19 protein-coding genes and 2 pseudogenes are annotated in these 26,955 nt (G+C 69.4%); 10 read left to right on the forward strand and 11 right to left on the reverse strand.

The genetic code is table 11. The features are described from left to right. Positions 1-61: 61 nt before the first annotated feature. The 3 genes from P0M04_RS01600 to P0M04_RS01610 all read right to left on the reverse strand — a co-directional run bounded on the left by P0M04_RS01600 (position 62) and on the right by P0M04_RS01610 (position 5,513). Positions 62-1,651 carry a GGDEF domain-containing protein gene (locus tag P0M04_RS01600; protein ID WP_259449068.1) on the reverse strand — a complete coding sequence of 530 codons (1,590 nt, stop codon included), beginning with the start codon at positions 1,649-1,651 and terminating at the stop codon, positions 62-64. 72 nt (positions 1,652-1,723) lie between these two features. Further along, positions 1,724-3,574: a potassium transporter Kup gene (locus P0M04_RS01605; RefSeq protein ID WP_371877293.1), complete on the reverse strand. Its 1,851-nt coding sequence runs from the start codon at positions 3,572-3,574 to the stop codon at positions 1,724-1,726. A 94-nt stretch (positions 3,575-3,668) separates the two neighbouring features. Next, positions 3,669-5,513: a sensor domain-containing diguanylate cyclase gene (locus tag P0M04_RS01610; RefSeq protein WP_259449066.1), complete on the reverse strand. Its 1,845-nt coding sequence runs from the start codon at positions 5,511-5,513 to the stop codon at positions 3,669-3,671. Between the two features lie 254 nt (positions 5,514-5,767). Here P0M04_RS01610 and P0M04_RS01615 point away from each other — a divergent pair, with 254 nt between their 5' ends. From P0M04_RS01615 to P0M04_RS01630, 4 genes are all read left to right on the forward strand, one after another. Beyond that, the gene (locus P0M04_RS01615; protein ID WP_259449065.1) at positions 5,768-6,247 is read left to right on the forward strand and encodes a (2Fe-2S)-binding protein; all 480 of its coding nucleotides are present in this window, start codon (positions 5,768-5,770) and stop codon (positions 6,245-6,247) included. Continuing rightward, positions 6,244-7,254, forward strand: coding sequence for an FAD binding domain-containing protein (locus P0M04_RS01620; protein WP_259449064.1), 1,011 nt, complete (start codon positions 6,244-6,246; stop codon positions 7,252-7,254). The genes P0M04_RS01615 and P0M04_RS01620 overlap by 4 nt, the downstream gene beginning before the upstream one ends. Next, complete coding sequence (locus P0M04_RS01625) at positions 7,251-9,551, forward strand: xanthine dehydrogenase family protein molybdopterin-binding subunit (RefSeq protein ID WP_259449063.1); 2,301 nt, start codon at positions 7,251-7,253, stop codon at positions 9,549-9,551. The genes P0M04_RS01620 and P0M04_RS01625 overlap by 4 nt, the downstream gene beginning before the upstream one ends. Positions 9,552-9,715: 164 nt before the next feature. Then, on the forward strand, positions 9,716-13,309 hold the full coding sequence (locus P0M04_RS01630) for a GAF domain-containing protein (RefSeq protein WP_259449062.1): 3,594 nt from the start codon (positions 9,716-9,718) through the stop codon (positions 13,307-13,309). On the opposite strand, the gene hisN is transcribed toward P0M04_RS01630, so the two are convergent. Together hisN and P0M04_RS01640 are read right to left on the reverse strand one after the other, a co-directional pair. Beyond that, positions 13,295-14,077 (reverse strand): histidinol-phosphatase, encoded by a 783-nt coding sequence (gene hisN, locus P0M04_RS01635; protein WP_259449061.1) that lies wholly within the window; start codon positions 14,075-14,077, stop codon positions 13,295-13,297. The genes P0M04_RS01630 and hisN overlap by 15 nt on opposite strands. Before the next feature lie 43 nt (positions 14,078-14,120). Beyond that, on the reverse strand, positions 14,121-14,921 hold the full coding sequence (locus P0M04_RS01640) for an MBL fold metallo-hydrolase (protein ID WP_259449060.1): 801 nt from the start codon (positions 14,919-14,921) through the stop codon (positions 14,121-14,123). Between the two features lie 92 nt (positions 14,922-15,013). On the opposite strand from P0M04_RS01640, the gene P0M04_RS01645 reads away from it, so the two are divergent. After that, complete coding sequence (locus P0M04_RS01645) at positions 15,014-16,006, forward strand: GlxA family transcriptional regulator (RefSeq protein WP_259449059.1); 993 nt, start codon at positions 15,014-15,016, stop codon at positions 16,004-16,006. Positions 16,007-16,118: 112 nt separating this feature from the next. Here P0M04_RS01645 and P0M04_RS01650 read toward each other — a convergent pair. Beyond that, a pseudogene (locus tag P0M04_RS01650) lies at positions 16,119-16,940 on the reverse strand (DMT family transporter); the annotation flags it as partial. A 79-nt stretch (positions 16,941-17,019) separates the two neighbouring features. On the opposite strand from P0M04_RS01650, the gene P0M04_RS01655 reads away from it, so the two are divergent. Further along, entirely contained in the window at positions 17,020-17,967 is a 948-nt protein-coding gene (locus P0M04_RS01655) for a LysR family transcriptional regulator (RefSeq protein ID WP_259449058.1), read from the forward strand. Here P0M04_RS01655 and P0M04_RS01660 read toward each other — a convergent pair whose 3' ends face one another. From P0M04_RS01660 to P0M04_RS01675, 4 genes and pseudogenes are all read right to left on the reverse strand, one after another. Beyond that, positions 17,968-19,698, reverse strand: coding sequence for a hybrid sensor histidine kinase/response regulator (locus tag P0M04_RS01660; RefSeq protein ID WP_281042351.1), 1,731 nt, complete (start codon positions 19,696-19,698; stop codon positions 17,968-17,970). Positions 19,699-20,045: 347 nt separating this feature from the next. Beyond that, a pseudogene (locus P0M04_RS01665) lies at positions 20,046-20,540 on the reverse strand (hypothetical protein); the annotation flags it as partial. Between the two features lie 99 nt (positions 20,541-20,639). Next, on the reverse strand, positions 20,640-21,200 hold the full coding sequence (locus tag P0M04_RS01670) for a prepilin-type N-terminal cleavage/methylation domain-containing protein (protein WP_259449056.1): 561 nt from the start codon (positions 21,198-21,200) through the stop codon (positions 20,640-20,642). 115 nt (positions 21,201-21,315) lie between these two features. Beyond that, a complete protein-coding gene (locus P0M04_RS01675; protein ID WP_259449055.1) occupies positions 21,316-21,531 on the reverse strand; it encodes a tautomerase family protein in 216 nt (71 codons plus the stop codon). A 178-nt stretch (positions 21,532-21,709) separates the two neighbouring features. Between P0M04_RS01675 and P0M04_RS01680 the strand changes: the two genes are divergently transcribed. From P0M04_RS01680 to P0M04_RS01695, 4 genes are all read left to right on the forward strand, one after another. After that, a complete protein-coding gene (locus P0M04_RS01680; protein WP_259449054.1) occupies positions 21,710-22,510 on the forward strand; it encodes an alpha/beta hydrolase in 801 nt (266 codons plus the stop codon). 250 nt (positions 22,511-22,760) lie between these two features. Continuing rightward, complete coding sequence (locus tag P0M04_RS01685; RefSeq protein ID WP_281042352.1) at positions 22,761-23,198, forward strand: GNAT family N-acetyltransferase; 438 nt, start codon at positions 22,761-22,763, stop codon at positions 23,196-23,198. A gap of 127 nt (positions 23,199-23,325) precedes the next feature. After that, positions 23,326-24,819, forward strand: coding sequence for a PhoX family protein (locus P0M04_RS01690; RefSeq protein ID WP_259449052.1), 1,494 nt, complete (start codon positions 23,326-23,328; stop codon positions 24,817-24,819). 22 nt (positions 24,820-24,841) lie between these two features. After that, positions 24,842-25,432 (forward strand): PEP-CTERM sorting domain-containing protein, encoded by a 591-nt coding sequence (locus P0M04_RS01695; RefSeq protein WP_259449051.1) that lies wholly within the window; start codon positions 24,842-24,844, stop codon positions 25,430-25,432. Between the two features lie 34 nt (positions 25,433-25,466). On the opposite strand, the gene P0M04_RS01700 is transcribed toward P0M04_RS01695, so the two are convergent. Then, the gene (locus P0M04_RS01700) at positions 25,467-26,867 is read right to left on the reverse strand and encodes a GntP family permease (protein WP_259449050.1); all 1,401 of its coding nucleotides are present in this window, start codon (positions 26,865-26,867) and stop codon (positions 25,467-25,469) included. Positions 26,868-26,955 lie beyond the last annotated feature (88 nt).

Here is a 26,955-nt window from a genome sequence, read left to right on the forward strand (position 1 = left end):
CCGGTTCGCGAGGCGGCCTCCACACCAGTGTAGACCTTTTATCGCCGACCAGCGCACGACATCACACCGCCGCCTCGTGTCCCTCGCGCGCGACGACGCGGTTGCGGCCGGCATCCTTGGCCTCGTACAGCAGCCGGTCGGCCACGTCGACCCAGGCCAGCGGATCGTCGCGCTCGGCCAGCGCCGGGTGACCGACGTACAGGCCCATGCTGAGGGTGACGCGGCCGGCCGGGTTGTCCGCATGGGGCAGGTCCAGGGCCGCCACGGCCTCGCGGATCGTGTCGGCCACCGCGTTGGCGCCGGTGAGATCGGTATCGGCCAGGATGACGGCGAATTCCTCGCCGCCGTAGCGCGCGGCCAGGTCGCCCGGCCGGCGCGCGCCGGATTCGATGGCGCCGGCCACCTTGCGCAGGCAATCGTCGCCGGCCGGGTGGCCGTAGTGGTCGTTGAATTTCTTGAAGTGGTCGACGTCGGCCATGATAAGGGCGAACTGCGCCCCATTGCGGCGTGCACGCTCGTATTCGCTCACGAGGCGGTCTTCGAACAGGCGGCGGTTGGCCAGGCCCGTCAGCGCGTCGCTGTCGGCCAGGTTCTGCAGCGAGGCGTTGTGGCGCCTGAGCGAGACGCCCACGCGGCGCAGGTCGCGCTCGAGCCGCTCGCGGATGCGGATCTGGCGCACGAGGACCACGCCGCCGCACGCCAGCAGGATCATCGCCGCCGCGCCCAGCACGGCCGTCTGCATCGTGGTCCGGCGCCATCCGGCGAAGATCTCTTCCGTCGCCTGGCCGCTGGCGACGAACAGCGGAAAGCCCTGCAGATGCCGGTAGCTGTACAGCCGCTCGATGTTGTCGATGCGGGGCGCTTCCACGACCGAGCCGACGTAGCCGTCACGCTGGATCCGTTGCCAGATGCTGCCGTTGCGTATGTCCATGCCGACCTGGTCGTCGCGGAACGGCCGGCGGTAGATCAGGGTGCCGTTGTCGAGCGCGAGCAGGATCGTGCCCTTCTTCCCGACGTCGAAACTCTCGTAGAAGCGCCCGAACCACGCGAGGTTCAGCGTGGCCAGCGCCACACCCGCGAATTTGCCGTCGGGCCCGTCGATGCGGCGCGAGAGCGGCAGTATCCACGCACCGGTCGACCGGCTGCGCACGGGCACGCCCACGTGCGTCGCGCGCCCGCTGTGCAGCAGGTGGAACTGGAAGTACTCGCGGTCGAAATTATTGCCCTGCATGGGGCGCGGCAGCGACGACGTCAGCCACTTGCCGTCCGGCCCGTACACGAACAGGCCGTGCAGTTCGCCGACGTCGTGCGTGAGGTCGCGCAGCCGTCCCGTCAGGCGCGCCGTGGCGGCCTCGCCGAGGCCGTCGTGCTCGATGCGCTCGACCATCTCGGCCAGCACCGCATCGCCCAGCTTGATCGACGTCTCCGCATGCGACGCGAGCGCGCGCGCCATGTTGGTCGTGGCGACGCGGCTGTCCTCCCGGATGGCCTGCCAGGCATGCCAGGCGCTCCAGCCCTGCAGGCCGGCCAGCAGCAGGCAAAAGCCGGCGATCAGCCCGACGGCCAGCGCGACCAGCGGGCGGCGCTGGCCGTCGAGCGCAGACAATCCGTGGCCGTCCCTGTCGGCGGCGCTGTGGTCGGCATCGTGCATGTGGCGGCATCCCCTCCGCCTCCAGCTTATCCGCGTCGGAGGCCGCCGTCCACATTCGCACGAGCGGCGCCGCTAGATTTCCACCTGCGTTCCCAGCTCGATGACCCGATTAGTGGGAATGCGGTAGTAGTCGGCCGCGTCGCGGGCGTTGCGCTGCATCGCGACGAACAGGTGCTCGCGCCACGGCGCCATGCCCCCGCCCGGTGTCGAGATCACGGTCTGGCGCGCGACGAAGAACGAGGTCTGCATCATGTCGAAGGCCAGCCCGTGCGCCGCGCACTGGCCGAGGATGCCGGGGATGTCCGGCTCGTCCTTGAAGCCGAACCGCACGTCGACCTGGTGGCAGCCGTGGCCAAGACCGGTGATGCGGATGCGGGATGCCGCGTCGACATAGGGCTCGTCCGCGATGTGCACGGTGAGAAACACGACGCGCTCGTGCAGCACCTTGTTATGCAGCAGGTTGTGCAGCATCGCATGGGGCACGCCATCGCTTTCGCCGCGCAGGAAGATGGCCGTGCCGGCAACCCGCGTCGGCGGCGCAATGAACAGTGACTCAAGGAAAGCGTCGAGCGGGATCGCGTGCTTCTGCAGGTTCTCGAACACCTGCGCGCGGCCGCGGCGCCACGTGAGCATCAAGGTGAACAGCAGCACGCCCAGGGCCAGCGGGAACCAGCCGCCATGCAGGATCTTGAGGACGTTCGCCGAAAAGAACGCCGCGTCGATCACGAAGAAGAACCCGGTCGCCCCCAGGCACAGCAGCAGATTCAGGCGCCAGCGGTAGCGGATCACGAAGTAGGTCAGGATCGTCGTCGCCAGCATCGTCGCCGTGACCGCGATGCCGTAGGCGGATGCCAGCGCGTCGGACGAGCCGAACCCGACTACGGCCAGCAGCACGGCGATCAGCTGCAGCCAGTTGATGACGGGCAGGTAGACCTGGCCGATCTCGCGCTCCGACGTGTGCACGGTGCGCATGCGCGGCAGGAAGCCGAGCGCGATCGCTTCCTTCGTCATCGAGAACGTGCCGGAAATCGTCGCCTGCGACGCGATGACGGTGGCGATGGTGGACAGCACGACGAGCGGATAGACGCTCCAGCTGCCCAACTGCTGGTAGAACGGATTCGCGATCGCGTCCGGCCGCGCCAGCAGCAGCCCGCCCTGCCCCAGATAGTTCAGCGCGAGCGCCGGAAACGCGACGGCGAACCACGCGAGCCGGATCGGCTTGCGGCCGAAGTGGCCCATGTCGGCATACAGCGCCTCGGCGCCCGTGAAGGCCAGCACGATCGCGCCCAGCGCCAGGAAGGCGATGCCGCGGTTGTCGAGGAAGAAGCGCAGCGCATGCCACGGATTCAGGGCCACGAGGATGCCGGGACTGCGCACGATGTTCAGCACGCCCATCGCCGCCAGCGCCGCGAACCACACGAGCATGACCGGACCGAACCAGCGGCCGATGCCGGCCGTGCCGTGGCGCTGCGCCGCGTACAGGCACACGAGGATGACGATCGTCAGCGGAACGACGTACGCTTCCATTGCCGGGGTCGCGACCTCGAGGCCCTCGACGGCGGACAGGACCGAGATCGCGGGCGTGATCACGCTGTCGCCGTAGAACAGCGACGCGCCGAACACCCCGATCAGCAGCAGCCCGAGGTGCATGCGCCGGCGGTCGCCGACGGCGCCCAGCGCGAGCGCCAGCAGCGCCATGATGCCGCCCTCGCCGCGGTTGTCGGCGCGTAGCACGAGCGTGACGTACTTGAACGAGACGATGACGGACAGGCCCCAGAAGATCAGCGACACGACGCCGACCAGGTTGGCCGGCGTGAGGGGCAGTCCGTGCGCGGGATCGAAGACGGTCTTCAGCGAATACAGCGGGCTCGTGCCGATGTCGCCGTACACGATGCCGATGGCGGCCAGCGCGAGGCCGGCCATGTTCTTGTTGTCGGTGTCCAACCAGGTTCTCCAGCAATGATCGTGGCTGGTATCGTACTGGCGGGGCCGTAAAGATTTTGTAAAAAGGTGGTGGTCAGTTGCCCACGACGAGCACGCACACCGTGTCGCGCCCGGCATGCTTGGACCGGTACAACCCGTCGTCCGCCGCATGGGCCATTGCGGCCTGCTCCGGACGCGCGCTCCACGCGATGCCGATGCTGCTCGTGACCGCCAGCGTATGCCCGTCCACCGCGAACGGCGTGCGGATCGCGTCGAGCAGCTTGGCGGCGACGCGTTCGCATTCCAGCGGCGAGCCGACCTGCTCCAGCACGATGACGAATTCGTCGCCGGCCAGGCGTGCCACCGTGTCCGTGGCGCGCACCGTGGCGCCGAGGCGGCGCGCGAACTCGCGCAGTACGGCGTCGCCCACCGCGTGGCCGAGGCTGTCGTTGATCTGCTTGAAGTGGTCGACGTCGAGGTAGGCCAGCGCCAGCGGCGTCGCGCCGCGGCGGGCGCGCGCGACGGCCTGCGCGAAGCGCTCCTCGTAGCTGCGCCGGTTCGGCAGGCCGGTCAGGTGGTCGGAGTGGGCGAGCGCATGCAGCTGGCGCTCGTATTCGCGCGCGGACGTCGCATCCGTCGACAGCACGTAGATGCCCTGCACGATGCCGTCGCGGATGTGCGGCAGATACGTGGAGCTGATGACGCGCGTGCGGCCGCGGCGCTGTTCCTCGATCTCGAGGTGCGACGCGTGTCCGCCCAGGCAGCGCTCGAGCGCGGCGCGGCGCGGGGCGTAGAACCCGTCGCCCATCGCGTCCAGCACGGTCTTGCCGACCATGTCGGCGGGCTTCACGCCGAACCATTCGCGATAGCGCTCGTTGGCGAAGCGGTAGCGCAGGTCCGTGTCGACGTAGGCGATCAGCGCCGGCACGTTGTCGGCGATGGTGCGCAGCCATTCGCCGCTCTCGGCCAGGCGGGCGCGCGACGCGTCCAGTTCCGTCACGTCCTTCATCGCGACGACGGCGCCCAGCGGCTCGCCGGCCGTCCCGTGCAGCGCGCGGCCGCTCGCCAGCAGGCGGCGCGTCGGCTCGCCCGGCACGTGGATCGTCATGCCGGCGTCGATCACGCGCTCGCCGCGCAGCGCGCGCACGAGCGGGATGTCGGCGGGCGCCAGCGGCGTGAGGCCGTCCTCGCCATATAGATCGTAGTGCGCGGGCCAGTCGGCCTGCGGCAGCGCGCTGTCCGCGTCGAGGCCGTGGAAGGCGCGCGCCGCGCGGTTGAACAGCATCAGGTGGCCGTCGGCGTCGCAGGCGACCACGCCCACGTCCACGGTTTCCAGCACGGCGTCCAGCAATTCCTGCTTCTGGCGCAAGGCCTGCTCGGCTGCCTCGCGCATGCGCATCGTCAGTTCGAGCGTGGCGTTCTTGTCCTGCAGCTCGCGCGTGCGCGCGGCGACCAGCACGTCGCGGTTCAACTCGTCCTGCACCAGTTGCGCGAGGTCGCACAGCATGCGGCGGTCGGCGTCGCCGAACGTGCGCGGGGCCGTGTCGATGATGCACAGGGTGCCGAGCGGCTGGCCATCCACGCTGTGCAGCGGCTGGCCGGCATAGAAGCGGATGCCCGGCGCGCCCGTCACGTGCGGATGCGCGACGAAGCGTTCGTCGGCCAGCGTGTCGGGCACGACCAGCATGTCGTCGAGGGCGATGGCGTGGCTGCAGAAGGCGAGCGGGCGCGGTGTCTCGCGGTAATCGAGGCCGGCGTGCGACTTGAACCATTGGCGCTCGCGGTCGACGAGCGACACGAGCGCGATGGGGACGTGGAACGCGGCCAGGGCGAGGCGGGTGAACCGGTCGAACCGGTCTTCGCGGGGCGTATCGAGCAACCCCAGCGCGTGCAAGGCCTGGAGGCGTGCTTCTTCTGCGAGATCTTGTTGACTGAGCATGAGCATCCTTGCCTGGACGGGGCGCCCTGACGCCGCAACCGTTGCATTACGGTTACATCCCGTGCCGTTGTAAAACTTTGAAAACATTCTACTTCGAAATAATTGATGAGAATTCACCTTTTATGCGAAAACCATGCGGACTGCTGCACAAATGACACACTGCGTTGCCAGATCGATCACATTGTGTGTGTGACCTAACCGAACGGCCGTCCCTGGAACCGTAAGGTGAGGGCTTTGCCCCGACAAGGACGGCCATGGACGCTTACCGGCAGTACCCCATCCGCCTGCGCATCAACGGCGAGGACCGCGCATTCGCCGTCGAATCCACGGTGACGCTGCTCGACCTGCTGCGCGAACGCGCCGGCCTCACAGGCACCAAGAAGGGCTGCGACCACGGCCAGTGCGGCGCCTGCACGGTGCTGCTGGACGGGCGCCGCATCAACGCCTGCCTCACCCTCGCCGTCATGCAGAACGGCCACGAGGTCACGACGATCGAGGGCCTGGCCGATGGCGACACGCTGCATCCGCTGCAGCAGGCCTTCATCGACCACGATGCCTTCCAGTGCGGCTACTGCACGCCGGGCCAGATCTGTTCGGCGGCCGGCCTCGTCGCCGAGGGCCAGGCGAAGACGGTCGACGACGTGCGCGAACTGATGAGCGGGAACGTGTGCCGCTGCGGCGCCTATCCGCAGATCGCGCAGGCCGTCTGCGACGTGATGGAGATCGAAAAATGAATCCGTTCGACTTCCAGCAGCCCGCCGACGTGGACGCCGCGCTGGCCGCCCTCGCCGCCCCGGGCGCGCGTCCCATCGCCGGCGGCACGAACCTGCTCGACCTGATCAAGGAGGGTGTGATGAAGCCCTCCGGCCTCGTCGACATCAACCCGATCGCGGGCCTCGCCGCCATCGCGGAAGACGGCACGGGCCTGCGCCTGGGCGCCCTCGCCCGCAACGCGGACACGGCGTATCACCCGCTCGTGCGGGAGCGCTATCCGCTGCTGGCGGCCGCGATCCTGGCCGGCGCGTCGCCCCAGTTGCGCAACATGGCGACGAACGGCGGCAACCTGCTGCAGCGCACCCGCTGCGTCTATTTCTACGACGTGGGCACGCCGTGCAACAAGCGCGGGCCGGGCACGGGCTGCCCCGCCAAGGCCGGCCTCAACCGCCAGCTCGCGATCCTCGGCACGAGCCCGCAGTGCATCGCCACCCATCCGTCCGATATGTGCGTGGCCCTGCGCGCGCTCGATGCGACCGTGCACGTGCGCGCGGCGAACGGTGAACGCTCGATTCCGTTCGCCGACTTCCACCGCCTGCCGGGCGACACGCCGGACGTGGACAGCACCCTGCAGCCCGGTGAACTGATCACGCACATCACCTTGCCCGACGCGCGCCGCTTCGCGCAGCGCTTCGAGTACGTGAAGGTGCGCGACCGGCTGTCGTACGCGTTCGCGCTCGTGTCGGTGGCCGCCGCGCTCGACCTCGCCGCGGACGGCACCGTGCGCGCGGCCCGCATCGCGCTGGGCGGCGTGGCGCACAAGCCATGGCGGGTCGAGGAAGCGGAAGAGCTGCTCACCGGCCGGCCCGCCGGCGAGACCGCGTTCGAACAGGCGGCCGAGCGCATCCTGCGCGGCGCGCGCGGCTACGGCCAGAACGATTTCAAGATACCGCTGGCGAAGAATGCCATCGTCCAGGCATTGACGAACGCCGTGCAGAAGAACGAACTGAGGGGAGCCCCGCGATGACCGACCTGATCCCCGACCTGCGCACCCCGACGGCACCCGACGGCACGGGCCGCGTGCACAGCGGCATGGCCGTGTCGCGCATCGACGGCCGCGCCAAGGTGACGGGCACGGCGCACTACGCGGCCGAGATCCCGGCGCCGGACCTGGCATACGGCGTCGTCGTCAGCGGCACCGTCGCACGCGGCCGCATCAAGACCATCGATACCGAAGCCGCCCGTGGCGTGCCCGGCGTGATCGACGTGATCACGCACGAGAACCGGCCGAAGATGCGCGGCAACGACCTCGCGTACAAGGACATGACGGCACCCGGCGGCTCGCCGTTCCGCCCCCTCTTCTCGGATCGCGTGTTCTGGAGCGGCCAGCCGGTGGCACTCGTCGTGGCCGAGACGTTCGAAGCCGCGCGCTACGCGGCCAGCCTCGTGCGCCTCACGTACGACATCGAGGAACACGACACGAATCTCCTTTCGACGTTGAACAGGGCCTACAAGCCGCGTCCGATGAAGGCGGGTTTCACGCCGCCGGGCAGCAAGGGCGATGCGGACCAGGCGTTCGACGCGGCGCCCGTCAAAATCGAGGCGGAGTACTACAACGCCGTCGAGCACCACAATCCGATGGAGATGTTCGCCTCGACCGTCGTCTACGGCGAGGACGGCCACCTGACGATCTACGACAAGACCCAGAGCTCGCAGAACAGCCGCTGGTACGTGTCGCACGTGTTCGGGCTCTCCAAGAACAAGGTCACTGTGCGCAACCCGTACGTGGGCGGCGCGTTCGGGTCCGGGCTGCGTCCGCAGTATCAACTGCCGCTCGCCGTGATGGGCGCGCTGAAGCTGAAGCGCTCCGTGCGCGTCGTGCTCACGCGCCAGCAGATGTTCAGCTTCGGCCACCGGCCCGAGACGTGGCACAAGATAAAACTGGCGGCCGACAGGGACGGCAAGTTGCAGGCCGTGTGGCACGAGGCGATCCAGGAGACGTCGCGCCTGGAAGACTACGTGGAAGTCGTCGTCAACTGGTCCGGGCAGATGTACGCGTGCGACAACATCCACCTCGGCTACCAGCTCGTCGAGCAGGACCGCGCGACGCCCATCGACATGCGCGCGCCGGGCGCCGCGCACGGCGTGCATGCGCTGGAAGTCGCGATGGACGAACTGGCGTACGCGCTGCGCATGGACCCGCTCGAGTTCCGCCTGAAGAACTACGCGGAGCACAACCACCTGGAAGACAAGCCGTTCTCCAGCAAGGAACTGCGCCAGTGCTACCGGCTCGGCGCGGAGCGCTTCGGCTGGAAGGACCGGCCCGTCGAACCCCGTTCGATGAAGGACGGCGACGAGTTGATCGGCTGGGGCATGGCGACGGGCATCTGGGATTCGCTCGTGATGATCGCGCGCGTGTCCGCCGTACTGCATGCGGACGGGCGCCTCGTCGTGTCGAGTGCCGCGTCCGACATCGGCACCGGCACGTACACCGTCATGGCGATGATCGCGGCCGAGCGCCTCGGCCTGCCGCTCGAAAAAGTCACGTTCCAGCTGGGCGATTCCACCCTGCCGCTGGCGCCTGTGGAAGGCGGCTCGTCGCACGTGACGACGGTGGGCGGCGGCGTGGCCGGCGCCTGCGACAAGCTGAAGGCCACGCTGCTGAAACTCGCGCACAAGCATCCGGCCTTCAAGGGCCTCAAGGTCAAGGACGTGGAATTCGCCGACGGCCGCATCCAGCCTCACGGGCAGCCGGACCAGGGCATCCCGCTGACAAGCCTGCTGGCGCAGGCGGGGCGCGAGCGCATCGAGGAGAAATACCTGATGACGCCGCAGATGCTCAAGCAGCGCAAGTTTTCGCGCGCCGTGCACTCGGCCGTGTTCGTGGAGGTGCGCGTCAACGAGCGGCTCGGCATGGTACGTGTGACGCGGGCCGTGTCCGCCGTCGCGGCCGGCCGCATCATCAATGCGAAGACGGCCGCGAGCCAGGTCAGCGGCGCCGTCGTATGGGGCATCAGCCAGGCGCTGCACGAAGAAACGTTCACGGACCATCGCCTCGGCCGCTTCATGAACCACAATTACGCCGAGTACCACGTGGCGGTCAACAAGGATATCCACGCCATCGACGTGATCTTCGCCGACGAGGAAGACCGCATCGTCAGCAAGCAGCTCGGTGCCAAGGGCGTCGGCGAGATCGGCATCGTGGGCGTGGCGGCGGCCGTCGCCAACGCCGTGTTCCACGCCACCGGCAAGCGCCTGCGCACGACGCCCATCACACCCGACAAGGTGCTGCTGGGCGACCACGAAGTGCCTGTCGGCAAGTAAAGATTTTCCACCCGGAATTTGAATCGTCGCATCGGCAACACTGACCAAATGAAATATCACTAAAACTCATTTTTCGCTTGCCCTGCAAAACGATCTAAACCTATTCTTCTCGTTCGCGGCTCAGCCGCGCAGAGTCTGCCCGGAATAACAACGGACGAGAAGACATGACGCATAACGACACGGGCAATGTCGAGGTGACCCTCGACGAAGTCTTGATCACGCACGAACTCGCGCGCCGCCCTGCGCGCGCGCCCGACCACCGCGCGGAGAGCCGCGCCCTCACGCTGCTCAGCCAGGAGCTCGTGACCCATCCGCGCGGCGTGTTGCAGCGGCTCGCCGAACTCGCGCTGCAACTGTGCCGCGCCGGCACGGCCGGCGTCAGCATTCTCGAACATGGCGCGAAGGGCGACGTGTTCCGCTGGCACGCGATGGCCGGCGCACACGCCGCCGCGCTGGGCGCCACGGTGCCGCGCGGGGACAGCCCGTGCGGCGTCGTCATCGAACGCAATACGACGCTGCTGTTCGACGGGCCGGCGCGCCGCTTCGCCCCGCTGCGCTGCGGCGGTCCCGCCCTGCTCGAATGCCTGCTCGTGCCCTGGACGATCGACGAGCAGCCGATCGGCACCGTCTGGGTCATCGCCCACGATCCCGAGCGGCAGTTCGATGCCGAGGATGCGCGCCTGCTGGCGGAACTGTCGTCCTTCGCGGCCGCCGCGCACCGGGTCGTGAAGGCGCTGGACGACGCGCAGTCCGCCTCCCACGTCGACCGTCATCTCGCGACGCTGCGCCATCACGTCGAAACGCGCACCAGCGGCACCGCCGAAGCCGCGCTGCTGGCCAGCCCCGCCATCCTGCGTCCGCTGCTCGAACTGCACGTGGCGCCGCCCGGCCAGGCCGACCTGCCCGCGGCGCTGGCCCCGGTGCTGAACCGCGCCTGCGCACTGGCCGGCGCCGCCTACGGCCGCATCGAACTGGCCGCCGGGCCGGATGCCGGGCGCGCCATCGTGGCCCAGCGTACGCACGGCGCCGCGGCCGGCTACCGCAACGACGTCGTGCCCATCGCCCGCGCCACGACCACGGATGCGCCGTACGCCCTTCCCCTGTCGGCCCACGACGGCACCGTGCTGGGCACGCTGCGCCTTGCCCTCGCGCGGCCGCCGGCGGCGGACAGCACCGGCCTGCTCGACCTGCTCGCGCGCACGGCGGCCGGCGCCATCGAACGCCACCGCAGCCATGCGGCCCGGCGCGACGACGAGCGGCGCCAGGCGTTCCTGCTGCGCCTGAACGACACGCTGCGGCCGCTGGCCGACCCGCGCCGTATCCAGGAGGAAGCCGCGCGCGTGCTGCGCGACCATCTCGGCATCGACCGCACCGGCTACGCGGCCGACTGCGGCGACGGCGAGCACCTGATCGTCACCCATGCCGACGGCACGAGCGCGTCCGCCTTCGGCAGCAAGCTGCGCTACGCCGACTATGGCCCCGGCCTGCTGGCCGCGCTGCGCATGGGCCGGCCCATCGTGCGACCGGACGTGCAGAACGATCCGGACCTGGATGCCGCCGCGCGGGCCGCGCATGCCGTGCTCGGCGCCGCCTCCGTGGCCGACGTGCCGCTCGTGAAGGATGGCCGCCTCGTCGCCATCCTGTTCGCGCACCACGGCCGCGCGCGCGCATGGAGCAATGCGGACCTGGCGTTGATGCAGGAGACGGCCGAGCGCACCTGGGCCGCCGTCGAGCGCGCGCAGGCGCAGGCCGAGCGCGAAGCCGCCCACGTGGAACTGATGCGCCAGTCGCGCTTCGTCGCGACGACGATGGATGCGCTGCCCGACTTCGTGTACGCATTCGACCGCTCGCACCGCTTCGTCTACGTCAACCGCGCGATGGAAGAACTGTACGGGATGGCCGCCGGGGACCTCGTGGGCCGCGGCTTCGCCGACCTGGACTTCCCGTCGGACCTGGCCGCACGCCTGGACGGCCACCTCGACACCATCTTCCGCACCGGCGTCACCATCCAGGACGAGATCTACTTCACGAGCCCGACCGGCACGAGCGCCTATTTCCAGTTCCGCTGGGGCCCCGTGCTGGCCGAGGACGGATCGGTCGAGCAGGTCGTGGGTGTCTCGCGCGACACGACCGGCCGGCGCATGCTGGAAGCGCGCCTGCGCGAGAGCGAGGAACGGGCGGCGTTCCTGCTGCGCCTGTCCGACGCGATGCGCTCGCTGGACGATGCCGACGCGATCGAGACGACGGCCACGCGCATGGTCGCCGCGCACCTCGGCGCGAGCCGCGTGCTGATCGGCGAATTCGAGGAAGACCGGATCCGCATCCGGCGCGACCACGTGGAAGGCGTCGCGTCGCTGGCCGGCACGTATCCGATGCCCGCGCTGGGCATGCGGGCGCTCGCCGCGTTCGAGCGGGGCGAGCCGTTCGTCGTCGAGGATACGGCGCGCGACCCGCACACGGACAGCACCACGCGCGCCGGCTGGATCAGCGTCGGCATCGCGTCGCACGTGGGCGTGGGGCTGTATTCCGGCGGGCGCGTCGCCGGCGTGTTCTGCGTGCATCACGCGGCGCCGCGGCACTGGAACGCGGCCGAGGTGAACCTCGTGCGCGAGGCCGGCGAACGGACGTGGGCCGCGATCGAGCGCGTGCGCGCGGAGCAGGCGCTGAAGGAAGCGGACCGGCGCAAGGACGAATTCCTCGCCACCCTGGCGCACGAGCTGCGCAACCCGCTCGCGCCGATCAGCAACGCGATCCAGCTGATGCGCCGCACCGACAACCGGGACGCGACGGACCGCCTCACGGGCATCGTCGAGCGCCAGGTGCGGCAGATCGTCAAGCTCGTCGACGACCTGATGGAAATCGCCCGCATCTCGCGCGGCAAGATCGAACTGGACCGGCGCGCACTGGCCCTGGCCGACGTCGTGCGCGACGCCGTCGAGGCGAGCCGCCCGCAGGTCGAACGCGCCGGCCACGTCCTCGACGTGACGGTGCAGGACGACTCTCTTGTCGTGGATGGCGACGCCGTGCGACTTACGCAGGTCCTCACGAACCTGGTCAACAACGCCGCCAAGTACACCGGCCCGGGCGGCCGCATCGAACTGCTCGCCCGGCGCGAAGGCCCCGCCGTCGTGCTGCGGGTGCGCGACAACGGCCGCGGCATCCCGGCCGCCCAGCTGCCGCACGTGTTCGAAATGTTCGCGCAGCCGCACCTGGGCGACCGGGGCTGCGGCGACGGCCTGGGCATCGGTCTCGCCATCGTGCGCAAGCTCGTCGACATGCACGGCGGGACCGTGGAAGCACACAGCGCGGGACCGGGCTGCGGCAGCGAATTCGTCGTACGGTTACCCCTGCTGCACGGCACGGCGCCGGACGGCGAGGCGGGGACGACGTGTGCGGCGCTGGCCGGTCACCGCGTGCTCGTCGTGGACGACAATGCCGACGCGGCCGACACGCTGGCCCTGCTGCTGGACACGCACGGGGCACGGGCACGGGCCGTGTACGGCGGCCCGGCCGCGCTGGCGTCGCTGCCCGGGTTCGCGCCCAGCGTCGTGCTGCTCGACCTGGGCATGCCGGAGATGGACGGCTTCGACGTCGCGCGGGCCATCCGCGCCGAAGGCCACGCGCACGTGCGTATCGTGGCCCTCACGGGCTGGGGCCAGCAGGCCGACCGCGAGCGCACGCGCGCGGCCGGGTTCGATCATCATATGACCAAGCCGGTGGACCTGGGCGCACTCGCCGCGTGGCTAGCGAACGGCTAGATCGCGCACCAGCTGCGCGTGCAGGCGCCGGTCGCCGCATGCCAGCACCGTGCCGCCATGCTGCACGTCGCCGCCATCCCACGCCGTGATCACGCCGCCCGCCCCTTCGATGATGGGCACCAGTGCCTGCACGTCCCACGGCTGCAGGCCCGCCTCGATGACGGCGTCGACGAGGCCGGACGCCAGCATGCAGTAGGCGTAGCAGTCGCCGCCATAGCGCAGCAGCCGCGCGCGGCCCGCGACGGCGTCGAACGCGATGCGCTGCACGGGATCGAAAATGTCGGGCGACGTGCACATCACGTGCGCGTCCGCCAGCTGCGCGCACGGGCGCGTGTGCAGCACGTGGCCGCCGTTCCAGGCGCAGTGCGCCGTGCCGACGAAGCGCTCGCGCGTAAAAGGCTGGTTCATCAGGCCCAGTACCGGGCGCGTGCCGTCGTTCAGCGCGATCAGCGTGCCCCACAGCGGCAGGCCGAGGAGGAAGGCCTTGGTGCCGTCGATGGGGTCGAGCACCCACGTCAAGCCCTCGCCCGCCTGGGCCCCCTCCTCTTCGCCGAGGATGCCGTGGTGAGGGTAGCGGGCACGGATCAGCGCCCGCATCACGCGCTCGGCGCCGCGGTCGGCCGCCGTCACGGGATCGAAGCCGTGCGCGCTCTTGTTCTCGGCGCCGCTGCCGGCGCGGAAGTGCGGCAGGATGGCGCCGGCGGCCGCGTCGGCCAGCTCGTTGGCGAACTGCAGGTACTCGTCGAATTCGGTGGCATCGATGGGCATCGGCTATCTCGCAGGAAGACGGCACGGCGCCGTCTTCCGCATACTACCGCGAAGCCGTGGCGATTTGGGTGAACATGCACGCCTCGCCGTCGTCGGGTACGAGCACCCGCGCCGCCAGCGCCTGCGTATCCACCCACGCCCGCAGCTCGGCCCGCGTCAGCATGCAATGGTTCACCGCTTCCAGGTGGCTCGCGACGATCGTCGCCCGCGGCGCCGCCTTCACCACGCTGGCCACGTCGTCCAGGTCCATGATGATGGGGCCCAGGCCCGGCACCTGCGCATCGCCGCAGTTCAGCACGACGACGTCCGGGTCGTACGTCTCCAGCGCCCCCGCCACGTGCACGTTCCACACCGTGTCGCCGGCGATGTACAAGGTCGGCTCGTCCGGATGGCGCAGCACGAGGCCGCTCACCTCGCCCATGCGCGCGCCGATCACGGCCATGACGCTGTCGCTGCCGTGCTGGCCGCGCGTCTGGGCGATGCGGATGCCGTCGAACAGCGTGTCGCCTTGTGCGCCGAGCGTGCGCACGTCGGTGAACCCGTCGGCGCGGATGGCCTGCGCGTCGGCGTCGTTCTGCGCGAACACGGGCAGCAAACGGGGCAGCGTGCGCCGCGCGGCCTCGTCCCAGTGGTCGGCGTGCAGGTGCGTGACGAGCACGGCGTCCACGTCGAACAGTGTTTCCAGCGGCACGGGCAGGTCGACGAGCGGATTGGCCAGGTGGCTGTTGGCCGTGCCGGCAAAGCCGGGGTAGGCGCCCTTGTCGGCCAGCAGCGGATCGACGAGGAAGGTCTTGCCGGCGTACTCGATGAGCAGGGTGGCGTTGCGGATCTGGGTCACTTGCATGGTGTCTCTCCTTGGTGTGTGTGACGCCATTGTCGCGGTGCGGCCGGTTCGCCGACAGCGGCCCGCAGGACATCCTTCGATATAATCGGGCCATGACCCAAAATCATCCCTCCACCTGGCGCGTGGCCGTCATCGCCTTCGACGGCATGACGCCCTTCCACCTGTCCGTGCCCTGCCTCGTGTTCAGCGGCCGTCCCGGCGCGGATGCGCGCTCCCGCTTCGCGCTGACCGTGTGCGGCGCCGACCCGGACGCCCCGCTGGCCACGAGCGCCGGCTTCGGCATCGTGCCCGGCCACGGCCTGGAGGCGCTCCTCGATGCCGACATCGTCGTCATGCCCGCCTGGTACGACGATTGCCGCCCCGCCCCGCCCGCGCTGCTGGACGCGCTGCGCGCGGCGCATGCACGCGGCGCCTGCATCGTCGCGCTGTGCCTCGGCGCGTTCCCGGTGGCCGAGGCGGGCCTGCTGGACGGCCGCACGGTGGCCACGCACTGGGCGCTCGCCGCCGAGCTGGCGCGCCGCCACCCGCGCGTGAAAGTGGATCCTGACGTGCTGTACGTGGACGACGGCGACGTGCTGACGTCGGCGGGCGTGGCGGCCGGCATCGACTGCTGCCTGCACCTGATGCGCCGGCTGTGCGGCGCGGACGCGGCGAACCACGTGGCGCGCATGCTCGTCGTCGCGCCGCACCGGCAAGGGGGGCAAGCCCAGTTCATCGAACGGCCGCTGCCCGTGTCGCCCAGCGACGGCCGGCTGTCCGCCGTGCTGGACTGGGTGACGCGCCACCTCGCCGAGGAGCATGGCATCGACGACCTGGCGCAGCGCGCTGCCATGAGCCGGCGTAACTTCACGCGCCACTTCCGCCAGGCGACGGGCACGTCGTTCAAGCAATGGCTGCTGGCCCAGCGGCTGGCGCACGCGCGCTGGATGCTGGAGACATCCGATGCGGCCGTCGAGGTGGTGGCGCAGGAGGCCGGCTTCGGCTCGGCGTTGTCGCTGCGCCAGCACTTCCGCGCCGCGCTGCAGACGTCGCCGGCGGCCTACCGCAAGGCGTTCCGTCAGCAGGCACCGCAGTTCGCGGCCTGAGTACACGGCCGCGGCGACCGGTTCGACACCGCCATCCCGGTCGCGATGACGGCATGCCGAGGGCGTGGTACGCCTGCAGCGCCTCGCCCAGCAGCAGCGCCGCCAGCAGCGCGCCGAACACCGGGATCAGGTGCAGGAACAATCCGGCGCGGGCCGCGCCCACGCGTGCCACGCCGGCCATGTACAACAGCGGCGCAAGCAGCGACGCACCCAGCGCGACGTACAGCACGGCCCCGAGTGCGGCCGGGGCGGGGTGCGCCTGCAGGCCACGGCCCCACTCCCATGCGGCGAACGGCAGCAGGCCGACCGCCGCCACGCCCAGTTGCGCGGCCAGCACGCCGATGCGGTCGACGCCGGCCGGCAGGTCGCGCAGCCACAGCGAGTACAGCGCAAAGCCGCCCATCGCCGCGAACGCGAGCAGGTCGCCGCGGGCGAAGCGCAGTTGCGCGATGCGCGCCGGGTCGCCGTGGCCGATGATGAGCAGGACACCGGCGCAGGACAGGAGCATGCCTGCGACCTGCTGCCGCGTCGGCGCGCCGCGGCCCAGCACGGCGCCGAACAGCACGATCAGCACGGGGATCGCGGCGTTCAGCAGCAGCACGTTGGTGGCCGTCGTCGTGTGCAGCGCGGCGTAGACGAGCAGGTTGAAGCCGGCCATGCCCGCCAGCGCCGTGCGCGCGATGACCCCGCGGTGGCGCCACAACGTCCCCGCGTCCGCACGCAATCCCGGCCACGCGAACGGCAGCAGCACGAGGAAGGCGAGCAGGTGGCGCGCGAACGCCAGCGTCATCGGCGGCACGGCGTCGCGCACGGCACGGCCGGCCACGAAGTTGCCCGCCCACAGCAGCGGCGGGACGGCCAGCAGGACCCAGCGCCAGGGAGTGGCAACGGCGGGGGCGGGCGTGATCTTCATGGCGGTCTCCTCGGATGGCATGTTGCGATTGTGGTCACGCACGCCTCATGCAACAATCCGGAAAAATGAAAATGACCTTTACGTAAAACGTAATAAAACCATGCGCAACAACCTCGACGCCGGCCTCGTCTGGGCCATGCAGGCCTTCCTGCGCACGATCGACAGCGGCAGCTTCACGCTGGCCGCCGAGCAGATGGACCTGACGACGGCCCAGGTCTCGCGCCTCGTGGCCGACCTGGAGCGGCGCCTCGGCACCAAGCTCCTGCAGCGCACGACGCGCAAGCACGCGCTGACCGACAGCGGCGCCGCCTACGCGGAGCGCTGCCGCGAGCTGCTGGCCCTCGTCGAGGAAGCGGAGGCGCAGGCGCGCGGGGCCGGCGCGCGGCCGCGCGGGCGCCTGCGCGTGCAGTGCATGACGAACTTCGGCCAGCACTACGTGGCGCCCGTGCTGGCGGACTTCTGCGCCGCGTATCCCGACCTGACCGTGGAGTATTCGACGTCGCAATACGTGCCGGACCTGCTGGCGCGCGGCGCCGACGTGAGCCTGTACCTGGCCGAAGCCCTCGTCGATTCGGGCATGGTGGCGCGCCGGCTCGGCACCACGTTCGCCGTCCTGTGCGCCGCACCGGCCTACCTCGCCCGCCACGGCACGCCGGCGACGCCGGACGACCTGCGCGCGCACGCCTGCCTGCGGCTGGCGAATCCGTCGGTCGGGCCGGATTGGCGCCTCGTCGAAGGCGGTGCGAAAGAAGACGCGGTGTTCACGCTGGCGCCGCGGGGGCAGGTCGTGGCGGACACGCCGGACCTGATCGTGGACGTGGCGCTGCGCGGCGCCGGCATCACGCTGCTGCCCCTGTTCTCCGTGATCGATGCCGTGCGCGCGGGGCGCCTCGTGCGCATCCTGCCGGGGTGGCGCTCGCCCGACATCGGCGTGTACGCGCTGCTGCCGTCGCGTCACTTCATGGATGCGCGCACGCGGGCGTGGCTCGACTGGGTCGATGGACACATCGCGCCGCGCGTCGCGGCCGACACGGCATATTTTGGATGATCAGTGACGGGTGCCGAGCCAGGCGTGCAGGACGGTCAGGTCGACCGGCTTGGTGAGGTGAAAATCGAACCCGGCCCCGCGCGTGCGTTCGCGGTCGCTCTCCTGCCCCCAGCCCGTCAGCGCGACGATGCGCACGCCCGACCAGGCAGGATCGGCGCGGATGCGGCGCGCGACCTCGAGGCCGTCCATGTCCGGCATGCCCAGGTCGAGCAGCACGGTGTGCGGCCGCAGGGCCGGCAACGCGGCCAGCGCGGACGGGCCGTCGTACACGGCGCGCGCCTGAGCACCGTCCGCGTCCAGCAGCATCGCGAGCGTGTCGGCCGCGTCCTGGTTGTCGTCCACGACGAGGATGCGCTGCCCCGCGAGCGGCGCCGCGCCGGCCCCCGCGGCGGTGCCGTCGTGCGCTTCGTCGGGCGGCTCGGCCAGCGGCAGGCGCACGACGAATTCGCTGCCGCTGCCCGCGCCGGCGCTCTTCGCTTCCACGGTCCCGCCATGCATCTGCACGAGGCTGCGCACCATGGCGAGGCCGATGCCGAGCCCGCCCTGCCCGCGTCCGGCCGCGCGGTGGGCCTGCGTGAACATGTCGAACACCGCGGGCAGGTTGCCGGCCGGGATGCCGATGCCGTTGTCGCGCACCGCGATCTCGACTTCCGTGCCGTCGCGCCGCGCCTCCAGGTCGATCGTCCCGCCCTGGTCCGTGTACTTGGCCGCATTGTTCAGCAGGTTCGCGAGCACCTGCGTGAGGCGCACGCTGTCCGCGTTGAGGGTGAGCGGTTCCTCCGGCAGGCGCACCTCCAGGTGGTGGTGCTGCTGGTCGATCAGCGGCCGGCTCGTCTCGACGGCGCCGTGCACGATGTCGGCCAGCAGCAGCGGCTGCCGGTGCAGCTCGATCTTGTCGCGCGTGATACGCGAGATCTCGAGCAGGTCGTCGACGAGCTTGATCATCTGGCGTACCTGGCGGCCCAGCATTTCGACGAGGCGGTCGGCGCGGCGGCGGCCGTCCGGATGGCGCAGCAGGTGCACCGCGTTGCTGATCGGCGCGAGCGGGTTGCGCAGCTCGTGCGCCAGCACGGCGAGGAATTCGTCCTTGCGGCGGTCCGTTTCCTTCAGCGCCTGCTCGGCCAGCACCGCGTCCGTGATGTCGAGCGAGGCGCCGACATGGCCCGCATAGCTGCCGTCCGGCGCGAACAGCGGTTGCGCGTAATTGTCGAACCAGCGCCACTGGCCGTCGCGGCGCAGCAGGCGGTCGAGATTGCGCCAGGGCCGGCGCGTGCGCACGGCATCCATGTAGTCGGCGATGTACGCGGGCGCGTCGTCCGGGTGCACCAGCTCGTGCCAGCGCACGCCCATCACGTCCTCGAACGTCTTGCCCGTGAAATCGAGGTAATACTGGTTGACGAACACGTTGCGGGCGTCTTCGTCGTTCTGCCAGATCAGCACGGGCACCGTGTTCGCCAGCGTGCGGAAGCGCTGTTCCGACGCCCGCAGCTCGTCCTCGACGCGCTTGCGCGCCGTGATGTCCTGCACGATGTTGACGGCGCCGGCGATGCCGCCCGCATGGTCGCGCAGCGGCGTGATGTTGAGCAGGACGTCGATGCGGCTGCCGTCCGGCCGTTCGATCGACAGTTCGCGGTCGACGACGGGCTCGCCCCGGCCAGCACCTCGCGCAGTGGCGCCGTGAAGTTTTCCAGCCGGTGGCCATTGTTGGCGCAGGCTTCCGGCCCCCAGCACGCGGGCGTCTCGCCGGGCGGGCCGCCGCACAACTCGTCGGCGCAGGCGTTGTGGAACACGACCGTCCCCGCCGCGTCGCAGGCGACGACGCCGGCCGGGATCGCGCCGATCAGGTCGCGGTAGCGCTGCTCGCTGGCACGCAGCGCGTCGTCGGCCTGGCGGCGCTGGGCGATCTCGTGTTCGAGCATACGGTTGTGGCCGGCCAGCACGCGCGTGCGCTCCTCGGCAGCCTGCACGAGCTCGCGCCGGCCCTCGGCCGTTTCCTCGAGCGCGATGATGGCCTGGTACGCGGCGGCCGCGAAATCGGCCAGGTTGCGCAGCACGCGCGCATCCTCGGCATCGAATTCCCGGTCGCGGCGATGGCTGATCACCCACACGGTGCCCACCGCGCGGCCCTCCGCCGTCCACGGCACGAGCAGGTTTTCGATCATCGGCGGCTCGAAGCCGGCCATCGCCGCGAAGCAGCGTTCGCCGTGCCGCATGAGCATGGTTTGATTGCGGTCGACCACGATGCCGCACGGACTGACGCCGAAGTCGATTGTGCCGCCCAGGTGGTCCGCGAACAGCCCGGCCGCCGCGTGCCAGCGGAAGTACCGGTGCCCGTCCTGTTCCTCGAGCAGGCTGATGCCGGCCGACCCGGCGTCGCACAAGTCGAGCACCAGCTCGGCCAGTTTCTGGGGGACGCCATGCGGATCGATGGCCAGCTGCCGGGCGAGCGCGGCCATCGCGCGGTTTTCCGCCGCGTAGTCCGGCGCCCGGCGCGGACGCCGCTCCAGTTCCGCCGTGATGAGCACGTCGTCGACGCAGGACGCGGCGGTTGAGGATTGGGTCTCCATCGACATTGAACCGATTGTATGGACACCCCATGCTACCGAAAAGCACGCCTCCGCGGCGCGCTAATGCATTGCAGCCGCAATCAAGCGGCCTCGGCTGTCACCGGCTCAGCACCCGTCGGTATTCGGCGTGACGATGGGAACGCCGGTACCGTTATAAGTGTACTGCACAGAACATTGCTTCGGATCCGGCGCACTCTCGATGCGCCATCCGGCGTCGCCGTTGGGCAGCTTGTCGTTGCCGTACCCGTAGAACGTATAGCCATCGACCTCGACCGCCGTCGACTTGAGATAGCAGCCGCCGCCGGGCACGGTCATGCCTTGCAGCACCGCGCCGATACCGTCGCACCAGCGATCCGGATAGCCGCTCCAGACACGCACCTGGGTACCGGAGTCCATGCTGACGTACGTCAGGTTGGTGATGCCGGCCGACGTGCCCGCGCCGCGGATCGCGGTCAGGGATTTGACCAGCTTGATGCCCGTGTTGACGGAGCCGGTCAGTGCCTGGATCGACGCCTTGCGGGCGTCGCCCCCGACGTCCGCGAATTTCGGCAACGCGACCGCGGACAGGATGCCGAGGATGACGATGACGACGATGAGTTCGATCAGCGTGAACCCCCGGGTCCGTGCGGCGCTGAGGGCGGTGATTCCTGTTGAGTGTCGATACATGGCGCGGGCTCGATATGAAGTCGGTTACATTCTTTTCCACAAAGAATTGTTTCAGTATATCAATACGCTCGCCACATTTCTATCATATGGTTGGCGGACCGTTGTAACCTTGCGTCTATTCCGGCTTGGTCAGCCCCATCCTGGCGAGGGTCAGCGTCTCGTCCGCCCTGCCCCAGCCGCCGTCGGCGACCTCTTCCACCAGCACCATCGAATAGGGCCGGGCCTGCTCGCCGAAAAACTCGACGAACATGGCCGTCGTGCGGTGAATGATCTCTTCCTTGCTGGCCGCGTCGACGACGCCTTCCGGGAATTTGAAGTTTGCGAATGGCATGATTCTTCCTTGTCGTGAATGGCAACGGATGTCGCCGGTGCAGGCATTGTCGGCATTCGCGCAGGCGCGATAAATGTTCAGAAATGGCGAAGTCTGTTCGGCCTGGCCCAACAATCTGGCGTCACTGACCTTGTCCGTTTGCGCTACCATACAGTCGAGAGCGACTCACGACGACCGCATGGAACTCGAACTGATCACGCGCCGCCCGGCAACGCCCCGCCCGGACAGCCCGCGCCTGCTGCTGGTGCACGGCATCTGCGTGGGCGCCTGGGTGTGGGAAGAGCACGTCATGCCCTGGCTCGCCGACGCCGGCTTCGAAGTGCATGCGCTCAGCCTGCGCGGCCACGGCGGCAGCGGCGGGCGCGAACGACTGAACGACTGGCGGCTGGCCGACTACACGGAGGACTTGCGCACGACCATCGCGCGGCTGGGCGACGGGCCGCTCGTCGTCGTCGGCCACTCGCTCGGGGGCGCCGTCGTGCAGGACTGGATCCGCAGCGGCGGCCACGCGGCCGGCGTCGCGCTGCTCGCGTCCGTCCCGCCGTGGGGCCTCGCGTATTCGGCGTGGCAGATGATGCTGTCGTCGCCCGACCTGTTCCAGCAGCTGGCGCGCCTCTCCTTCGCCGAACCGCAGACGCTCGACCCCGAAATCATGCGCCGCCACCTGTTTTCCGACGACCTGCCCGACGCCGACTATGCCCGCTTCGCGCGCCGCGTGCAGGGCGAGTCGCGCCACGTGGGCATCGAACTGCAGGGCTGGCGGCCGTTCGCGCCGATGCCCTGGCAGGCGCCGTCCATGTTCGTGCTGGGTGGCGAGGACGACCGCTTCATCCGTTCCGACGCCGTGCGCGGCACCGCGACTTACTACGGCGTGAAACCGCACGTCGTGCCGCAGCTGGCGCATGCGCTGATGCTCGATCCGCACTGGGAAGACGCGGCCCGGCCGCTGCTTGACTGGATCCTGAAGCTGCCTGCATGATAAGGACCATGGCCCACCCGCTCGACAACATCTTCTGGAACTGCCTCGACGGCCCGCACCGCCACCTCTCCTCCGGCACCGACCGTGCGCGCCGCTATGCCCCGGCTTTTCACCCATCGTCGGCTTTCCCGATCCGCAGCAGCCCGACTTCGCCGCGCTGCGCCCGTTCTGCACGCCCGGCGAACAGTTTTATTGCGACGTCTGGTCCGGCCCCGCGCCGGACGGCTGGCGCATCGAGGTCAATGCGAAGATGTTCCGCCTCGTATGGGATGGCCGCCCGGGCCCGGCCGAGGATCCCGCACCGGACGCCCTGCCGTTGGGAGCCCGCCACGCGGACGAGGCGCTGGCGCTGGCCCGGCTGACGCGTCCCGGCCCGTTCGGTCCGCGCACGATCGAGATGGGCGCATACTTCGGCCTGTTCGACGATGGCCGTCTCGTCGCGATGGCCGGAGAACGCACGACGGCGGGCCCCTATCGCGAAATCAGCGGCGTGTGCACGCACCCGGACTACCAGGGCCGCGGCTACGCGAAGCGCCTGATGCAGAAGGTCATCCTGCGCCAGCTGGCGCGCGGCGAGATCCCGTTCCTGCACGTGATGAGCGCCAACCAGGCCGCCCACGACTTTTATTTGCGCATGGGCTTCCGCGACTATTGCGAGACGGTGGTGCGGGTCGTTACGCCCCTCTGAACATTGTCTTTTTGCTGTCATCGAACGGTAGTTTTCGTTTGTTTTAATGCATGAGCACGTGCCATTCCGGCACGGCGGACCGGCCGCGAAGTGCCGGCGCAATCCATCCCTATGGAGAAAGCTCAGCATGACTCACAACGACATCTCGGCCTCCCGGCGCAACCTGCTGAAAGGCATGGGCACGCTCCCCTTCGTCGGCGCCTTCGCCGCCCTGCAGGCACGCGAGGCGCTGGCCGCCGGCGGCGTCAGCGCCCTGATCGACAGCCCGTACGGCCCCATCGCCCCCGTCAACGATCTGACCACCGGCCTGCCGCTGCTGCAACTGCCGGCCGGCTTCACGTACAAGAGCTTCGGCTGGACCGGCGACACGATGACCGACGGCAAGCCCTGCCCCGCCGCGCACGACGGCATGGGCGTCGTCCTGACGCGCAAGGTGGGCCGCAGCACGGAGCTCGTCCTGGTCCGCAACCACGAGGCGCACGCCGTCAGTCCGAACAAATTCATCAACGCGTTCGGCGCATACGACACGGGCGCGAGCAGCGCCGGCGCGACCACGGTGCTGGGCGGCGGCACGACGAACCTGCTGTTCCGCGACGGCGCCTGGGTCAGCGTGACCCCGAGCCTGGGCGGCACGGACGGCAACTGCGCCGGCGGCATCACGCCGTGGGGCACATGGCTGTCGTGCGAGGAGATCGGCTCGGACAACGTCACTGCATCGGGCAAGAAGCACGGCTATGTGTTCGAAGTGTCGCCGGACACCACGCAGACGACGGGCCAGCCCATCGTCGGCATGGGCCGCTTCGCGCACGAGGCAGCGGCCGTCGATCCGGCCACGAGCATCGTCTACATGACGGAGGATTCGTCGGGCAAGTCGGGCTTCTACCGCTACATCCCGGACGATAAAAACGGCGGCTACGGCGCGCTGGCGCGGGGCGGCGTGCTGCAGATGGCGCGAGTAAAAGGCACGCCGAACGCCAACGTGGCAGGCGCGCTGAAAGGCGACGCCTACGTGCTGGAATGGGTGCCCATCGCGAATCCGGACCAGAACCGCGGCAACGCGACGGGGCCGTCCGGCACGACGATCAACAACGCCGCCGGCCCGTTCGTACAGGGCTGGCTGCAGGGCGCGCTGCGCATGAACCGCGGCGAAGGCATCTGGTACGCGCAAGGCAAGATGTACGTGATGGATACGTCGGGCGGCAGCGTGGCGCGCGGCGCGATCTGGGAACTGGACCTCGCCACGCAGGTCCTGCGCTGCATCTATTCGAGCCCGAATACGACGGTGGGCAATATGGGCGACAACCTCACGGTCAGCCCGCGCAACGCCATCCTGATCTGCGAGGACGCGTCCACGGCCACGACCGACGCCTTCGGCTACGGCCAGCGCCTGATGGGCATCACGCAAACCGGCGACGCCTACATCTTCGCCAAGAACAACGTGCAGCTGACGACGGCACAACTGAACGCGGCCGGCAAACTGAATACGCTGGCGGGCGACCACCGCGGCAACGAGTTCGCCGGCGCCTGCTTCGATCCGACGGGCCGCTACCTGTTCGTCAACATCCAGACCCCGGGCATCACGTTCGCGATCTCCGGTCCATGGGCCAGGGGCCCGCTCTGATCCGCCATCGAAAGGATACGACATGAAGACCACACTCATCGGCGCATTCGCCCTGGCGGCCGCGCTGGCACTGCCGCAACTGTCCCAGGCCGCGATCCTGACCGCCACCTCGGGCACGAACGCCGTGACGGATTACAGCGGCGCAGGCCTGGCCGCGTTCGACCTCGACCTCGCCACGTTCACGCCGACGACCTTCAGCTTCGTGCTGGAAGCGGGCGACCTGGCGGGCCCCCTCGCCTTCAACGCGCTCGTGCGCAACCTGGCCGGCACCGCGCTCGACGAATTCAGCTTCTCGTTGAACGGCATCGCCTTCTTCGCGGCCGGCAGCGTGACGCCGGCCTTCGGCACGGTCGGCTCGACGACGTCCGGTGCGCACACGGCGAACGTCGTGTTCAGCGCACCGGAATGGGCCGAGTTCCAGTTCGGGAATGCATTGGGCATGCCGGGCGCCACCGACTGGCTGCTGGATACGCGAGGCCTGCGCGCGGGCGACACGTTCACGGTCACGGCGGCCACCGCGGCCGCGGCCGAGGTGCCGGAGCCGTCGTCCGCATTGCTCGCGATGACGGCGCTGCTGGGCATGGCGGCGGCGTACAAGCGCAAGCGCGGCTGACGTCGTATGCGCCGCCCTTGCGCGGGGCGGCGCGTTACACCAGCCCGGTCACGTAATAAAACGCGATCACGAAGAACACCGCCACCGTCTTGATGACGGTCACCGCAAAGATCTCGCGATATGATTCCTTGTGCGTAAGCCCCGTCACCGCGAGCAGCGTGATGACGGCGCCGTTGTGCGGCAAGGTGTCCATGCCGCCGCTGGCCATCGACACCACGCGGTGCAACACTTCCAGCGGGATCTGCGCGGCCTGCGCACCCTTGATGAACAGGTCGGACATCGCGGCCAGCGCGATGCTCATGCCGCCCGACGCCGAACCCGTGATGCCCGCGAGGGAACTCACCGACACGGCCGCATTCACCAGCGGATTCGGGATGCTTTTCAAGGCATCGCTGACGACGATGAAGCCCGGCAGTGCCGCGATCACGCCGCCGAAGCCGTACTCCGACGCCGTGTTCATCGCGGCCAGCAGCGCGCCGCCGACGGCCGCCTTCGACCCGTCCGCGAAACGGGCGCTCACGCGCCGAAACGCGGTCAGGATCACGACGACGATCCCCAGCAGCAGCGCCGCCTCCACCGCCCAGATCGCGACGACGGTCTTGATCGTGGCCGTCACCGGCGTGTGCACGCCCGGCAGGATCTCGGCCGGCACCGTGAACGAATCGCCATACCATTGCGGGATCATGCGCGTGAGGACGAAGTTCGCGACGCCCACGACGATCAGCGGCAGGATCGCCAGCGCCGGATGCGGCAGCGAGGTCGCCTGCGTGCGTTCCGGCTCGTTGACGAGCGACGTGCCGTAGCCTTCACCCCGCGCCAGCGCGGCGCGGCGGCGCCACTCCAGGTACGACAGGCCCACGACGATGATGAACAGCGAACCGACGGTGCCCAGCACCGGCGCGGCCCACGACGTCGTCTTGAAGAACGTCGTCGGGATGATGTTCTGGATCTGCGGCGTGCCCGGCAGCGAATCCATCGTGAACGAGAACGCGCCCAGCGCGATGGCACCCGGCATCAGGCGTTTCGGAATGTTGCTCTGGCGGTAGAGCTCGGCCGCGAACGGGTACACCGCGAACACGACGACGAACAGCGACACGCCGCCATAGGTCAGCAGTGCGCACACGGCGACGATCACGGCGTTCGCACGCGAGCGGCCGATGTAGCGGATGGCGGCGTTGACGATGGATTCCGAAAAGCCGGACAACTCGATCACCTTGCCGAACACGGCGCCCAGCATGAACACGGGAAAGTACAGCTTGACGAAGCCGACCATCTTTTCCATGAAGATGCCGGTGAACACGGGCGCGACGGCGTCCGGCGCCGTGAGCAGCACCGCCCCCAGGGCGGCGATCGGGGCAAACAGGATGACGCTGTAGCCGCGATAGGCGGCAAACATCAGGAACGCCAGCGCGGCGAGAACGATTAGAAATGACATGGGCCTCCTCTTTCTTCTGGATGCGGCCGATTATTATTGATCCGACAAATCTTTGAAATACGTAAAATTACTGTTATCAATTTACCCA

The sequence above is a fragment of the Telluria mixta genome (genome assembly GCF_029223865.1).
Lineage (GTDB): Bacteria > Pseudomonadota > Gammaproteobacteria > Burkholderiales > Burkholderiaceae_D > Telluria > Telluria mixta.

Coding starts and splice junctions, on each gene's coding strand:
- P0M04_RS01600 (WP_259449068.1), bottom strand. CDS start 1,651: ATGCACGATGCCGACCACAGCGCCGCCGACAGGGACGGCCACGGATTG.
- P0M04_RS01605 (WP_371877293.1), bottom strand. CDS start 3,574: ATGGCCGGCCTCGCGCTGGCCGCCATCGGCATCGTGTACGGCGACATC.
- P0M04_RS01610 (WP_259449066.1), bottom strand. CDS start 5,513: ATGCTCAGTCAACAAGATCTCGCAGAAGAAGCACGCCTCCAGGCCTTG.
- P0M04_RS01615 (WP_259449065.1), top strand. CDS start 5,768: ATGGACGCTTACCGGCAGTACCCCATCCGCCTGCGCATCAACGGCGAG.
- P0M04_RS01620 (WP_259449064.1), top strand. CDS start 6,244: ATGAATCCGTTCGACTTCCAGCAGCCCGCCGACGTGGACGCCGCGCTG.
- P0M04_RS01625 (WP_259449063.1), top strand. CDS start 7,251: ATGACCGACCTGATCCCCGACCTGCGCACCCCGACGGCACCCGACGGC.
- P0M04_RS01630 (WP_259449062.1), top strand. CDS start 9,716: ATGACGCATAACGACACGGGCAATGTCGAGGTGACCCTCGACGAAGTC.
- hisN (WP_259449061.1), bottom strand. CDS start 14,077: ATGCCCATCGATGCCACCGAATTCGACGAGTACCTGCAGTTCGCCAAC.
- P0M04_RS01640 (WP_259449060.1), bottom strand. CDS start 14,921: ATGCAAGTGACCCAGATCCGCAACGCCACCCTGCTCATCGAGTACGCC.
- P0M04_RS01645 (WP_259449059.1), top strand. CDS start 15,014: ATGACCCAAAATCATCCCTCCACCTGGCGCGTGGCCGTCATCGCCTTC.
- P0M04_RS01655 (WP_259449058.1), top strand. CDS start 17,020: ATGCGCAACAACCTCGACGCCGGCCTCGTCTGGGCCATGCAGGCCTTC.
- P0M04_RS01670 (WP_259449056.1), bottom strand. CDS start 21,200: ATGTATCGACACTCAACAGGAATCACCGCCCTCAGCGCCGCACGGACC.
- P0M04_RS01675 (WP_259449055.1), bottom strand. CDS start 21,531: ATGCCATTCGCAAACTTCAAATTCCCGGAAGGCGTCGTCGACGCGGCC.
- P0M04_RS01680 (WP_259449054.1), top strand. CDS start 21,710: ATGGAACTCGAACTGATCACGCGCCGCCCGGCAACGCCCCGCCCGGAC.
- P0M04_RS01685 (WP_281042352.1), top strand. CDS start 22,761: ATGTTCCGCCTCGTATGGGATGGCCGCCCGGGCCCGGCCGAGGATCCC.
- P0M04_RS01690 (WP_259449052.1), top strand. CDS start 23,326: ATGACTCACAACGACATCTCGGCCTCCCGGCGCAACCTGCTGAAAGGC.
- P0M04_RS01695 (WP_259449051.1), top strand. CDS start 24,842: ATGAAGACCACACTCATCGGCGCATTCGCCCTGGCGGCCGCGCTGGCA.
- P0M04_RS01700 (WP_259449050.1), bottom strand. CDS start 26,867: ATGTCATTTCTAATCGTTCTCGCCGCGCTGGCGTTCCTGATGTTTGCC.